This window comes from Williamsia sterculiae (genome assembly GCF_900156495.1).
Taxonomy (GTDB): Bacteria; Actinomycetota; Actinomycetes; order Mycobacteriales; family Mycobacteriaceae; genus Williamsia_B; species Williamsia_B sterculiae.
In genome coordinates, this window is sequence record NZ_FTNT01000002.1 from 257,940 (window position 1) to 270,714 (window position 12,775).

Below are 12,775 nucleotides of genomic sequence, written 5' to 3' on the forward strand. Positions count from 1 at the left end.
TACCCAGCGACCTGTCAGCTCTGATAGCCGAACATCGTCTTGCCGTACCAGTCACCGATCTTCGACAGTCCGGGTGGAATCGCGAAGAGGGAACTGGAGATCGGGGTGATGTACTCGTTCAGTCGGTCCTGGGCCAGGCTGTTCTGGATCCGCGCGAACTGTTCGTGCGCGTTCTTCTGGAACGCGATGAAGAACAGGCCGGCGGCGAGCGTTCCGGTGCGGGTGTCGATGCCGTCGGTGTAGTTGTACCCGCGCCGTAGGATCTGGGCGCCACCGTTGTTGTCGGGGTGGGCGAGGCGGATGTGGGAGAACCGGTTGATCACGGTCGCGCCGTCGCCGGCCTTCTTGGCGAAGTCCAGGGTGTCGAACTCCGCCTCGCCGGTCAGCGGGGCGCCCGAGTCCTTGTAGCGTCCGAAGATCTGCTGTTGGTCGGTGATGTCGTCGGAGTCCCACGCCTCGATGTGCATGCGGATCTTGCGGGTGACCAGGTAGCTGCCGCCCTTCATCCACGCCTGGTCGGTCTCGTCACCGACCCACACCTGCGCGTCGGCGACCTTGGGGTCCTCGGCTTTGATGTTGGCCGTTCCGTCTTTGAAACCCATCAGGTTCCGCGGGGTGGTCTGGGAGTTGGTGGTGGCCGAAGCCCGACCGAAACCCTCCTGCAGCCAGCGCAACGTCACCACGTTGCGACCGATGCGGGCGAAGTTGCGGATGGCGTGGAAGGCGACCTGGGGATCCTCCGAGCATGCCTGCACGCAGAGATCGCCACCGCTGATGGTCGGATCGATCGAGGTGTCGACGGCCAACTGACCGAGCGGTCGCAGGGCCGCAGGCATCTTGTCGGACAACCCGAAACGGTCGTCGAACAGGGTGGTGCCGAAACCGACCGTGACGGTGAGGCGGTGCGCGCCGAGGTCGAAGGCCTCACCGGTGTCCGCGGGTGGTGCACCGCTGCGAGTGGTGACGGGACCGACCGGCTTGCCGACGGCGAGCAGGCTGGCCGCCGCGGCCCAGCGTGCGAGCAGTGCCTGCAGTTGGGCGGTGGTCACCGCGTCCTTCACATCGAATGCGGCGAACACCAGTGAATTCTGCTGGTAGGTGACGATGCCCGCCTGATGCGTTCCATAGAACGGCTCGGTGGCGTGTGCCGTGTCCGGGGACTCGGACGACGCGGCCGAGTAACCGGCGGCGCCGCCGGCGGCGCCGCCGGCGGCGCCGCCGACCACCAGGCCCGCGCCGGCGACGCCCGCGACACCGAGGAAGCCGCGCCTGCCGAACGACGGCATACGTCGTCCGGTCGCAGTGTCCTCGGAGTGCGGGTCGTCGCCGGTCATCAGTTCTTTCTACCTCGTGTCGTCGCTGTGACCGACGCCTCAGCTGGCCGCCGCGATCTTGCCACCCGCCTGGGCGAGCGGGTCCTTCACCGCGACGATGGCCTCGGCCATGTTCTTCTTGTCCTGATCGGACACGCTCGTGAACACCTTGAAGCCGCCCGGCTGGGAGGCGTCACGGAACGAGTCGATGAGACTGTCGACCTTGGCGAATGCGGCGGTGATGGTGCCGGTCAGCTGCGGGTCGATCTCGTTGAGGGCAGGCTTGACGACGGCGAAGGCCTGTTCGGAGCCCTCGATGTTGGCCTGCATGTCCAGGATGTCGATGTGCGAGTACGCCTCTTCCTCACCTGTGAGCTTGGTGGTGGACACCTCGTCGAGGAGGTCACCGGCGCCGTTGACGATGTCGGCCGGGGCGAAACCGAACTTCGGCTCGTTGACCACGGACTTCAGCTGCTGCACGTTCTTCAGCAGCTCGTCTGCAACCGCCTTCATGTTGTCGAGGTTGTTCGCCTGGTAGATCTGCTTCTCCAGAACGTGGAAACCCGCCCACTTGTCACCGGGTCCCACCGCGTCGGGGCGCGCGTCGACGGCGAAGTCGAGGCTGACGGAGGCCTTGTCAGAGCAGTCGGTGGAACCATCGGTGCAGAATGCGCCGGCCACCGGCTCGATGCGCTCGTAGTACGGACGGGCCTTGGGATATGCGTCTTTCGCGGCGGCGAGATTGTTCTGGTCGACCGCCGTGACGAGCGTCTGGGTGTAATCGGCCAGGCTGTTCACCTGGGTGACCACATACTGCTTGTACTCGCTTGACGCCTGTTTGAGCTGGTCGGCGACCGAGCCGGTGGCCTCGGCGGCCTGACCGGAGACGGTGAACGTGGTCTTCTCGTTGGTTGCGCCCGGGCAGTAGAGCTGGTAGCTGCCGCCGTCGAGCTTCTGGGAGAACGAGACCGACGCCATACCCGGTGCGATGTTCTCGCGCTCGGCCAGGATGCGGTTGTCCTTGATGAGTTCGACCTCGCTGACTGCGGCCGCGTTGGTGTTGGTGATCGCGAACGTCACGGGTCCGGCATCCACCTTGTCCGGGGTCGCCTTGCACCCGTCGTTGGTCATCTCGACCTTCACCGTCTTGGTGCCGTTCGACGAGGACGACGAATCCCCGCTGTCGGAACAACCCGCGAGTGCGACCACCGTGATCGCTGCCGCCCCCACGGCAAGCACTGGTCCAGCCCTCATTGACGTATCTCCTTCTTTTCCTCTACCCCAGCACGTTCAGCCCGGTGCTGATCGTCGCGTGAAGACCTGTCCGGCCGCCTGCGCAACGCGGCGACGGCGATCACGATGAACACGGCGCCCAGCACGGTGAGGGTCACCGGTATGTGGAACGCGCGCTGCTCATGTCGCTGCCGCGCGGAATCGGCGGCACGCACCGCATCCGCCTCGGGCTGTGAGGCGGGATGGGTGAGGGTGATGTCTGCGACCTTGCCGAGCACGGTGGCCGCACCTCGACGCGGGGTCGCGGTGGCGGTGACGACGTAACCGATCCGAATGCTCAGCGGACGGTGGAAGTACGGGTCGACCGACGCCGTGACATTGGCGGTGACCGAGTAGACAACCGGCGCCTGATCACCGAAGGTGCTGGTGTTCAAGCCCACCGGGGTGCGCCCGGCGTTCGCGTCGATGATCTGTCGGAGGGTGACCGAGGTCGGGGCCCCGCCGATGAGAGCGGAGACGTCGATGTCTGGACTGGTCGTTCCGCTGTACGTCGGCGCCGACAGCCCCGCCACGGTGACCGGATCGACGGCGGCGAGGCGTGTCAGCGGGGTCGTCACGCCGTCGGTCTGCAGGGTGCCGGTCATCGTGTCGTCACCGGCCTCGCCGATCGTGACCGCGGCGTCACGGGGTGTGACGATCGCGCGGCCGGTGAGGATGCCCGTGGTGGTTCCGGACTCCAGCGTGGACGCGGCCAACCGGCCCGACGGCGGGGAGGGGGAATCCGGTGCGGTGACGTACACCGCCGCGGCTGCGACCAACAGCGCGGCGGCGGCGGTGGCCGACACCCATCCGAGGGCACGTCGCGGCAGCGGTGTCGCGTTGGGCCAGAGGACCAACGCGCCGACCACCACCACGTAGACGAGCCACCCGATCACCTCGATCAGCACCGGCCGCGGTTGGATGCCCAGCACACCGGTCAGCAGCGAGGATTGCAGCGAGCCGGGCCGTACCAGCCAGCTCAGATCGACCACCTGCTGCTGACCGAACTGCACCCAGCCCGCCTCGTGCGCGGTGTGGAACGCGGTCATCACCAGACCCGCGGCCACCAACACCAGCAGCAGACCGGTGGCCCGGAAGAACCGGGCCAGGTTGATGCGCACGCCCCCGCGATAGATGCCGTAACCGAGGGCCACCGCGATGCCGATGCCGAGCAGCGCGCCGAACGTCGCAGGGGCCGGGTTGTTGCTGGCGTTGAACGCGGCGATGAGGAAGACGGCGGTCTCGAGGCCCTCACGCAGCACCGCGAGGAAGGCCATCGAGGCCAGCGCCAGTGCCGAGCCGTTGTGCACGGCCCCCTGTGCCGCGCTCTCGATCTCGCGCTTCAGGCCCGCGGCGTGGGTGCGCATCCACACGATCATGTAGGTGACCATCGCGACCGCGACCACACCGATGACGGTTTCCAGGGCCTCTTGCTCGCGCTGCGGCAGGTCTTTGGCGAAGATCTCCAGGCCGATGGCGACCGCGACGCAGATCGCGACCGCGACCACGACGCCGATCCACATCCACACCAGGGCGTCGCGGCGACCCTGCTTACGCAGGAAGGCAGCGATGATGCCCACGATGAGCGCCGCCTCCAAGCCCTCACGTAGGCCGATGACGAGGGTGGCGAACATGAGGACTCCAAGAACTCTGATCGCGGGGCGGCTAATGGCAGCCTCGCCTTATTCGGCTATCAAACGAGGCAAGGCTACGCTGCGCCGCCGGTCTGCACAAAAAGAACATTCCTCCGGTGCCCGGTGGGTGATCGGACCGTCTCGGGCACCATGGGGTGGTGATGAGACGGTCCGGCGGTGTTGCCGCGTCGGCAGCAGCGGTGGTGTTGTCGTCGGTGGTGATGCTCGCCGGGGGGTGTCTCGACCTACCGTCACGCCCCGAGGTCGACATCCCCCAGGGCATACCGCCGGGTGCCGGTGCCGCGGTACCGTTCTTCGACGTCAACGCGCCCGGCCGCACCGCGGATCTCCTGGATCGTTGGGCGCGACCGCTGGCGTCGAAGACCGGGATCCCCGCCGTGTCCCTCGAGGCGTACGGCAACGCGGCGGAGATCGAACGTCAACAACACCCGGAGTGCGGTCTCGCCTGGACGACCTTGGCCGGCGTCGGTGGGGTGGAGAGCAAACACGGCACGTACCGAGGTGCGCGGGTGGCAGCCAACGGTGACGTCCGGCCACCGATTCGGGGCGTGGTCCTCGACGGGACCGCCGGCAACGCCCGCATCCCCGACTCCGACGGCGGTGCCCTCGACGGCGACGACACACTCGACCGCGCCATGGGTCCGTTCCAGTTCATCCCGGAGACCTGGCGTCGTTACGGGGTCGATGCCAACGGTGACGGGGTGGCCAGCCCGGACAACATCGACGACGCGGCCCTGTCCGCCGCGCGGTATCTGTGTGTCTCCGGTGGGGATCTGACCACCGCGCAGGGGTGGCAGAAGGCGGTGCGCGTCTACAACAACTCGACGCAATACGTTCTGGACGTGCGGGATCACGCGAACGCGTACTCGGTCGGCGAGCCGTATTAGGACCGGATCGTGGGGCGGTGCCGTCAACCGCCGGCGCCCTCCCGGTGAGTCCCGAGGGTCTGGCGTCGGCATTGGCATTAGGCTCTGGAGGCGAGCGCGCCGGTCCGTGCGTGCTACGAGACCGTACGGGCGCACTGCTGGTTCGCCGACGACGTGAGGGGTTAGCCGTGGCCATCATCGAACAGGTCGGAGCACGCGAGATTCTGGACTCTCGGGGAAATCCGACCGTCGAGGTGGAAGTCGTCCTCGACGACGGGACGTTCACCAGGGCCGCGGTGCCGTCGGGCGCCTCGACCGGTGAGCACGAGGCCGTCGAGTTGCGTGACGGCGGCGACCGCTACGGCGGCAAGGGCGTCACCAAGGCCGTCGAGGCGGTGCTGGGCGAGATCGCCCCCGCGGTGATCGGCATAGAGGCCGACGATCAGCGGGTGGTCGACCAGGCGTTGCTCGATCTCGACGGCACCGCGGACAAGTCGCGCCTCGGTGCGAACGCACTGCTGGGAGTGTCGTTGGCCGTGGCCAAGGGCGCGGCCGAGTCGGCAGGCCTGCCGCTGTTCCGTTACGTCGGCGGCCCCAACGCCCACATCCTCCCCGTACCGATGATGAACATCCTCAACGGCGGCGCACATGCCGACACCGGCGTGGACGTGCAGGAGTTCATGGTCGCGCCGATCGGCGCGCCCACCTTCTCCGAGGCGTTGCGCTGGGGTGCCGAGGTGTACCACTCGCTGAAGTCGGTCATCAAGGCGAAGGGGTTGGCCACCGGACTCGGTGACGAAGGTGGATTCGCTCCCGACGCCGCCAACACCACCGCCGCGCTGGAGATGATCGTCGAGGCGGTGAACAAGACCGGCCTGCGTCTCGGCGCCGACGTCGCACTCGCCCTCGACGTCGCCGCGACGGAGTTCTACACCGACGGAACCGGATACGCCTTCGAGGGTTCCACTCAGAGCGTGGACCAGATGGCCGCCTTCTACGAGAAGCTGGTCACCGACTTCCCGCTGGTGTCCATCGAGGACCCGCTGTCGGAGGACGACTGGGACGGTTGGGTCGCGCTCACCGACGCCATCGGCGACAAGGTGCAGTTGGTCGGCGACGACCTCTTCGTCACCAACCCGGAGCGGCTCGAGGACGGCATCAACCGAGGTGCGGCCAACGCCCTGCTGGTCAAGGTGAACCAGATCGGCACGCTGACCGAGACCCTGGATGCGGTCGCGCTGGCCCACAACAACGGCTACAAGACGATGATGAGCCATCGGTCGGGCGAGACCGAGGACACCACCATCGCCGACCTGTCGGTCGCCTGCAGCTGCGGCCAGATCAAGACCGGCGCCCCCGCGCGCAGCGAGCGGGTTGCCAAATACAACCAATTGCTACGTATCGAGGAGGGACTCGGTGACGCCGCGCGGTACGCGGGCGAGCTGGCCTTCCCGCGATTCTCGTACGGGGAGTGACGACTCGGTGAGTGGTGGCGAGACGAACGACCGCAGGCGTGGCTCCGGCCTGGCGCGGCGCTGGGAGGGGTTGAACCCGACCCGTGCGATCGTGCTGGCCGTCGTCGTCAGCGTCATCGCTCTCACCCTCGCCGTCCCGTTGCGCACGTACTTCTCCCAGCGTTCGCAGTTCGAGCAGGTCGAGGCCTCCAACTCACAACTGGAGGAGCAGGTCGCGGATTACCAGCGCAAGGTCCAGAACCAGGACGACCCCGCCTACGTCAAAGCGCAGGCGCGATCTCGGCTGAACTTCGTGATGCCGGGTGACAAGCCGCTGGTGCTCGAGCATCCGCAGCCGCCGACGCCGAGTCCGGACCAGCAGAAGGCCATGCGTGAGGCCGCGAACCCGTGGTACAGCAATCTGTTGCAGTCGATCGCCACGCCCGCGGGCAGCTGACCCGCGCGCGATGGAACCCTCGGTCTCCGAGCACGACCTGGAGGTCGTCGCCGAACAGTTGGGTCGTGTGCCGCGTGGTGTGCTCGCCATCAGTTATCGCACTCCCGACGGGCGTCCCGCGGTGGTGAAGACGGCTCCGCGACTGCCGGACGGTACGCCGTTCCCGACGCTCTACTACCTCACCGACCCGCGACTCACCGCGATGGCCAGTCGGCTGGAGTCGGCGGGCGTGATGCGGCAGATGACGGAGCGATTGGACACCGACCCGGGACTCGCAGCCGCGTACCGCCGTGCACACGAGTCCTATCTGGCCGAACGGGACGCGATCGAGCCGCTGGGCACCGACTTCTCGGGCGGTGGCATGCCGGACCGGGTGAAGTGTCTGCACGTGTTGATCGCGCACTCGTTGGCCGCGGGGCCCGGGGCGAACCCGCTCGGTGACGAGGCCGTCGCGCTTGCGGCGCGGGAGGGATTGCGTGGCATCGCGATCCCTGCCGACTGGCCCGACGTGACCGCCGGGGTGGACGGATGACGAAGGTCGGGGCGGTGGACTGCGGGACCAACTCGATCCGATTGCTGATCGGTGAGGTCGGCGCCAACGGTACGCTGACCGACCTGCACCGGCAGATGCGGATCGTCCGACTGGGACAGGGGGTCGACGCGACGGGGGTGTTTGCCGACGAGGCCATCGAGCGCACCCGGGCGGTGTTGGCCGACTACGTGACGCTGATGAAGATGCTCGGCGTCGACGCGGTGCGGATGGTCGCCACCTCCGCGGCCCGTGACGTCGCCAACCGCGACCAGTTCTTCGCGATGACCGCGGACCTGCTCGGCCAGGTGGTCCCCGGATCCGTCGCCGAGGTGATCGACGGCGACGAGGAGGCCCGGTTGTCCTTCGCAGGCGCCATCGGTGAACTCGACCCGACGGCGGGGCCGTTCGTCGTCACCGACCTCGGTGGCGGGTCGACCGAGGTCGTGCTGGGTGACGAGAGCGGGGTCTCGGCCGCCTATTCCGCCGACATCGGATGCGTCCGGCTGACCGAGCGCGCCCTGCCGTCCGATCCGCCGGGGTCGGCGGAGATCGACGCCGCCACCGCGATCGCAGGCGGGGTGCTGGCCGATGCCTTCGCGGCGGTCCCGGTGGCGCAGGCCAGGACCTGGGTGGGGGTGGCGGGCACGATGACGACACTGTCGGCGATTGCGCAGGGACTCGGTGAGTACGACCCGGAGCGGATCCACCTGTCTCGTATCCCGCTGACGGAACTACGTGAGGTCTGTCGACGGCTGGTGCACATGCCGCGGGCGCGACGCGCGGAACTCGGGCCGATGCATCCCGGTCGTGTCGACGTGATCGGCGGCGGCGCCATCGTGTGCCTGGAGCTGGCCCGGTTCATCTCGTCGGCGTCGGGTGTCGACAGGCTGGTGGTCAGCGAACACGACATCCTCGACGGCATCGCGATGAGCATCGCCTGACGCCCACCCGCATTCGACGGGTCGGCATCGAGTGGGCCGACGTTCAGCTCGCGGCGGGCTGACGCAGGCTGATGTTGTTGCAGGCTTCGCAGACGGAATCGGGGATCACGCCGCGTCGTTGTAGGAAGCCGAAGATCGCACAGCCGAGACAGAAGCCGACGACCGATTCGAGCAGCGCTGCGACCACCACCAGTGCGGCGACGATCTGCGCAGCGAGGCCGAAGCCGAGGACCGACAGGATGAACGCGGCCGTGGTGATGGTCAGCCCGATGGTCTGCGCAAAGCGTTTGGGCGGCCCCGGGACGAGCTTCGCCGGTCCGAACCGCGGTGCGATGACCCGCACCGAGAGTTGTCCGAACGGCGACAGCGTGGGCCCCGACAGCACCCGCAGGGCGAACCCGATGGCCAACACCAGGTACAACGCCCAGTGGTTGACGACGATCGCCACGATCGCGAGCACCACGACCAGGCCGGCGGTGGATCGCGCCGCGTATTCGTTCACGGGATTGGGGAAAGAGAACACCTCAGCCGACACGGCTTCTCACGCTACCCGCAGACGCAGGAACGTCCACGCCTTGTGTTCATGCTGATCACAAGGCGTGGACGTTCCTCGGTGCGGATCCGACCTATGGCCTGGACGGCAGGGCTGTGTCGGGCGACTTGGGCAATGCGGGACGGTCGGCCGACTCCAACTCCTCCCGATCGTCCCGACGCGCGGCGATCTCGTCGTCGGGATCATCGGAGTCGTCGTCGGGTTCGGGCAGGTCGTCGTCCAACTCGTCGCGATGGTGGGTGAACCGGCCGCCGTCGGCCTCGGCCTTCTTCGACGCCTCACGCATCTCGATGCCGTCGGTGATCATCTCGCCGATCTCTCGGGTGATGTCGACGATGGCTGTGGTGATGATCGTCGCGATCCGTCCCACGTGGTTGGCGGTCGACTCGACGGCGTCTTGTACCGAGTCCTTGTTTCGTTCAAATCTGGAGATCATCACCGGATTCCGATCAGGCTGCGTCGGCTTTCTTGCGTTCGACCTTAACACTGAACTCCGGTTCATCCTTGACCAGGAAATTGGGCAGCGACAGCTTGGCGATCTTCTTCCAGGTCGAACCGATCTGATGGAAGAACCCTCCCGTGTTGTAGGGCAGTCCGTGCTTCTCGCAGATCGCGCGAACCTCGGGGGCCATCTCCGGGTACCGGCTGGCGGGTAGGTCGGGGTACAGGTGGTGTTCGATCTGATGTGACAGGTTGCCGCTCATGATGTGGAACAGGCGGCCGCCCTCGATGTTGGCCGAGCCCAGCATCTGGCGCAGGTACCACTGACCCTTGGTCTCGTTCTCGCATTCCTCGGCGGTGAAGGTCTGGCACCCGGACGGGAAGTGCCCGCAGAAGATGATGGAGAAGGTCCACAGGTTGCGGACGATGTTCGCGCTCGTGTTGCCGATCAGAGTGGTGACGAAGAACGGACCGCTCAGCAGCGGGAAGACCACGTAGTCCTTCAGGACCTGGCGGGATGCCTTGCGCCACATCCCCTTGACCAGTCCCTTGATGTCGCTCCACTTGCGCTTGCCCTGGATGACGTTCTCGACCTCGAGATCGTGCAGCATCACACCCCACTCGAAGAACACCATCAGCAGGCTCGCCCACACCAGGTTGCCCAGGTAGTACGGATTCCAGTTCTGGTCGCGGTCCATCCGGAGGATGCCGTAGCCGATGTCGCGGTCCATACCCAGGATGTTGGTGTAGGTGTGGTGCAGGTAGTTGTGGCTGTGACGCCACTGGTCGGCCGGACACACGGTGTCCCACTCGAATTCGCGCGAGTTGATGCTCTGCTCGCGCATCCAGTCGTACTGGCCGTGCATGACGTTGTGCCCGATCTCCATGTTGTCGAGGATCTTGGAGACGCTCAGGGCGGCGACACCACCGATCCACACCGGCGGGATGAAGGGCACGTACATCATGGCTCGCCCGGCGATCTCGAAACCGCGCTGGGCGCGGACGATCTTGTAGAGGTACTCACGGTCGCGGGTGCCGAGGTCGGCGACGACGCGGTTGCGCAGTTCCTCGAGTTCGCGGCCCAGTTCCTCGACCTCCTCGTAGGACAGCACGAGCTCCCGCGTCGCGGAGGCGGACTTGCGGTTGCGCGCCATGCGGTGGTCGTCATCGGGGAGGATGACCTCGGCGTCGAGGGCGCTGGTGTCCCAGTCGTGGTCGCGGTCGTCGTCGGGCGGGGTGATGGGCAGATCGGTGATGGTCATGGTGACTCCTCGGGGTGTCGTGTCGCCTGGTTGTCGGGCAGCGGGTGACGGGGCGTGTCAGATGGCCACGTCGACGTCGCCGACGGGCGCGGAGATGCAGAGCTGGATGTGTTGGTCGTCGTCGGCGTCGAGCTCGCCGGTCAGCACGTTGCGGGTGCAACCGCGGGTCTTGACCGCGGTGCACGAGAAACAGATGCCCATCCGGCACCCGAACTCGGGGGTCAGCCCCGCCGACTCGGCCTGGTCCAGGATCGAACGGCCGTCGTTGTCGACCGCGGTGCCCGCCTGCGAGAAGCTGAGCTGCCCTTCGGCGGCGTCGGGATCGACGGGGGCCGGCGACGGGGCGGTGAACGCCTCCCAGTGCAGGCGGGTGGCCGCACCCGCCGACTCCCAGTGGTCGCGAACGGATTCCATCAGGCTGTTCGGACCGCACAGGAAGGTCTCGTGGTCGGCGTGGTCGGGGACCAAGGCGGTGATCTGCTCGGGACCGAAGTGGTCGCCGTCGGCATCGCGGGTGTACACGTGGTGCACCTCCAGCGACGGGTGCGTAGCGGCGAGCCGGTTCAGCTCCGCGGCGTATGGGGCGTCGGCGCGGGTCGGGCTGTAGTGGATCAACGTCATCGCACCACGGTGTCCGCGGGCGACGAGTGTGCGCACCATTGAGAGAACAGGTGTGATCCCACTTCCACCGCTGATGAACAGCAGCCGGTCCGGCGGTTGTGCGGGCAGGGTGAACTCACCTGCCGCCGGTTCGAGATCCACCACGTCGCCGACCGCGGTGTGGTCACGCAGATGCCGGGAGACGAAACCGCCGTCGTGGGCGGTGATCGTCAGCTCGACCACACCCTCGGGTCCGGTCTCGGCGTTGGCGGGTGAGAAGCATCGGGTGTGCCGCACGCCGTTGATGACGACCCCCACCTGTACGAACTGACCTGCACAAAAGCCTTTCCACTGGCGGGTGGGCTGCAGCGTCAGGGTGACCGTGCGTGGTGAGCGATGCTCGACCTCGATCACCTGGGCGCGCAGTCGTGACCAGGTTGCCATCGGGTCGACGAATTCGAGATAGGTGTCGACCGGATGGGGCGTCAGTGCGGCCTCGACCAGTGACCCGACGAAGGTGTTGATTCTGTCGCCGAGAAGTCGGGATGCCATGGGTGTCCTCCTTGCCGCCGCTGCGGGCCCTGCAATTGAGTGAACATGTGTACACCAGAAAGTGTGGCAGTGAATTCGCAAACCCTCAAGTGTTCCGCGCGGTGACCGCCACCACACGCGGTGCGGCGTGCCGACCGAGCCGGCGCCCGGTGGTCGCGCCCCGCATACACTCGACGGGTGTCCAGGTCGAGACCCCCCGGTTCGGTGCCGCATCGCGGCACCCGCGTTCCGGCGTCCGACGCAGGGGAGTCTCGTTCCGAGCGCAAGAACCGGACTCGCCAGGCGTTGCTCGACGAGACGTTGGGGCTGATGTCGGACCGCAGCTTCGCGAGTCTGAGCCTCCGCGAGGTGGCGAAGGCAGCGGGGATCGTGCCCACCGCCTTCTATCGTCACTTTGCGTCGATGGAGGATCTGGGGGTCACCCTCGTCGAGGAGTCGATGCGGGTGCTGCGACGGATGTTGCGCGAGGGCAGACGAGACCTCGCCGCGCGCCAGGCCCTCCCGACCGCGAAGAACTCGTTGGACACATTGCTGCGGCAGGCCCGTGAGAACGAGGCCAGGTTCCGGTTCCTGATCCGGGAGCAGTACGGCGGAGTCGCCGAGGTCCGGCGCGCCATCGACACCGAGCTCCGGTTGTTCGCCAAGGAACTCGCGATCGACCTGTCACGATTGCCCGAGCTGGTGGAGTGGGATGCCGCCGACCTGGAGATGGCGGCGGATCTGATCGTCACCATCATGCTGCACACGCTGGGTGAGTGGTTCGACTTCGACCGCCGAGATCCCTACGACGAGCGGGAGCTGATCAGGCGGACCGAGCACCAACTGGTGATGGTCTTTTTGGGCATGCGTGCATGGCAACCCCGCTTATGATCCCTGC

Annotated in this window: 13 protein-coding genes; 6 read left to right on the forward strand and 7 right to left on the reverse strand. The window is 67.0% G+C overall.

From position 1 onward, the window contains the following. Window positions 1–14: 14 nt before the first annotated feature. Genes efeB through efeU form a run of 3 tightly spaced genes read right to left on the reverse strand, consistent with a single transcriptional unit; the run spans window position 15 to window position 4,219 of the window. Complete coding sequence (gene efeB, locus BW971_RS04020) at window positions 15–1,334, reverse strand: iron uptake transporter deferrochelatase/peroxidase subunit (RefSeq protein WP_083709260.1); 1,320 nt, start codon at window positions 1,332–1,334, stop codon at window positions 15–17. A 39-nt stretch (window positions 1,335–1,373) separates the two neighbouring features. Further along, window positions 1,374–2,567 (reverse strand): iron uptake system protein EfeO, encoded by a 1,194-nt coding sequence (gene efeO, locus BW971_RS04025; protein WP_076476792.1) that lies wholly within the window; start codon window positions 2,565–2,567, stop codon window positions 1,374–1,376. Continuing rightward, window positions 2,564–4,219: an iron uptake transporter permease EfeU gene (efeU, locus tag BW971_RS04030; protein ID WP_076476794.1), complete on the reverse strand. Its 1,656-nt coding sequence runs from the start codon at window positions 4,217–4,219 to the stop codon at window positions 2,564–2,566. The genes efeO and efeU overlap by 4 nt, the downstream gene beginning before the upstream one ends. A gap of 161 nt (window positions 4,220–4,380) precedes the next feature. Here efeU and BW971_RS04035 point away from each other — a divergent pair, with 161 nt between their 5' ends. From BW971_RS04035 to BW971_RS04055, 5 genes are all read left to right on the forward strand, one after another. Further along, a complete protein-coding gene (locus tag BW971_RS04035; RefSeq protein WP_076477374.1) occupies window positions 4,381–5,127 on the forward strand; it encodes a lytic transglycosylase domain-containing protein in 747 nt (248 codons plus the stop codon). A 167-nt stretch (window positions 5,128–5,294) separates the two neighbouring features. Next, window positions 5,295–6,581 (forward strand): phosphopyruvate hydratase, encoded by a 1,287-nt coding sequence (gene eno / locus BW971_RS04040; protein WP_076476796.1) that lies wholly within the window; start codon window positions 5,295–5,297, stop codon window positions 6,579–6,581. A 7-nt stretch (window positions 6,582–6,588) separates the two neighbouring features. Next, window positions 6,589–7,017 (forward strand): FtsB family cell division protein, encoded by a 429-nt coding sequence (locus BW971_RS04045; protein ID WP_076476798.1) that lies wholly within the window; start codon window positions 6,589–6,591, stop codon window positions 7,015–7,017. 10 nt (window positions 7,018–7,027) lie between these two features. Next, entirely contained in the window at window positions 7,028–7,549 is a 522-nt protein-coding gene (locus BW971_RS04050; RefSeq protein WP_076476800.1) for a DUF501 domain-containing protein, read from the forward strand. After that, entirely contained in the window at window positions 7,546–8,490 is a 945-nt protein-coding gene (locus BW971_RS04055) for a Ppx/GppA phosphatase family protein (protein ID WP_076476801.1), read from the forward strand. The genes BW971_RS04050 and BW971_RS04055 overlap by 4 nt, the downstream gene beginning before the upstream one ends. A 43-nt stretch (window positions 8,491–8,533) precedes the next feature. On the opposite strand, the gene BW971_RS04060 is transcribed toward BW971_RS04055, so the two are convergent. From BW971_RS04060 to BW971_RS04075, 4 genes are all read right to left on the reverse strand, one after another. Continuing rightward, window positions 8,534–9,025 carry a DUF4395 domain-containing protein gene (locus BW971_RS04060; RefSeq protein ID WP_076476803.1) on the reverse strand — a complete coding sequence of 164 codons (492 nt, stop codon included), beginning with the start codon at window positions 9,023–9,025 and terminating at the stop codon, window positions 8,534–8,536. Window positions 9,026–9,116: 91 nt separating this feature from the next. After that, window positions 9,117–9,479 carry a hypothetical protein gene (locus BW971_RS21630; RefSeq protein ID WP_076476805.1) on the reverse strand — a complete coding sequence of 121 codons (363 nt, stop codon included), beginning with the start codon at window positions 9,477–9,479 and terminating at the stop codon, window positions 9,117–9,119. 13 nt (window positions 9,480–9,492) lie between these two features. Further along, window positions 9,493–10,638, reverse strand: a complete 1,146-nt coding sequence (locus BW971_RS04070; RefSeq protein ID WP_076477376.1) for a fatty acid desaturase family protein — start codon at window positions 10,636–10,638, stop codon at window positions 9,493–9,495. 165 nt (window positions 10,639–10,803) lie between these two features. After that, complete coding sequence (locus BW971_RS04075; RefSeq protein WP_076476807.1) at window positions 10,804–11,898, reverse strand: ferredoxin reductase; 1,095 nt, start codon at window positions 11,896–11,898, stop codon at window positions 10,804–10,806. A 177-nt stretch (window positions 11,899–12,075) separates the two neighbouring features. Here BW971_RS04075 and BW971_RS04080 point away from each other — a divergent pair, with 177 nt between their 5' ends. Beyond that, entirely contained in the window at window positions 12,076–12,768 is a 693-nt protein-coding gene (locus tag BW971_RS04080; RefSeq protein ID WP_407701191.1) for a TetR family transcriptional regulator, read from the forward strand. The last annotated feature ends 7 nt before the right edge of the window (window positions 12,769–12,775 follow it).

Excerpts from the sequence above, each read along its gene's own strand:
- efeB (WP_083709260.1), bottom strand. The coding sequence starts at position 1,334 with ATGACCGGCGACGACCCGCACTCCGAGGACACTGCGACCGGACGACGT.
- efeO (WP_076476792.1), bottom strand. The coding sequence starts at position 2,567 with ATGAGGGCTGGACCAGTGCTTGCCGTGGGGGCGGCAGCGATCACGGTG.
- efeU (WP_076476794.1), bottom strand. The coding sequence starts at position 4,219 with ATGTTCGCCACCCTCGTCATCGGCCTACGTGAGGGCTTGGAGGCGGCG.
- BW971_RS04035 (WP_076477374.1), top strand. The coding sequence starts at position 4,381 with ATGAGACGGTCCGGCGGTGTTGCCGCGTCGGCAGCAGCGGTGGTGTTG.
- BW971_RS04050 (WP_076476800.1), top strand. The coding sequence starts at position 7,028 with ATGGAACCCTCGGTCTCCGAGCACGACCTGGAGGTCGTCGCCGAACAG.
- BW971_RS04055 (WP_076476801.1), top strand. The coding sequence starts at position 7,546 with ATGACGAAGGTCGGGGCGGTGGACTGCGGGACCAACTCGATCCGATTG.
- BW971_RS21630 (WP_076476805.1), bottom strand. The coding sequence starts at position 9,479 with ATGATCTCCAGATTTGAACGAAACAAGGACTCGGTACAAGACGCCGTC.
- BW971_RS04070 (WP_076477376.1), bottom strand. The coding sequence starts at position 10,638 with ATGGCGCGCAACCGCAAGTCCGCCTCCGCGACGCGGGAGCTCGTGCTG.
- BW971_RS04075 (WP_076476807.1), bottom strand. The coding sequence starts at position 11,898 with ATGGCATCCCGACTTCTCGGCGACAGAATCAACACCTTCGTCGGGTCA.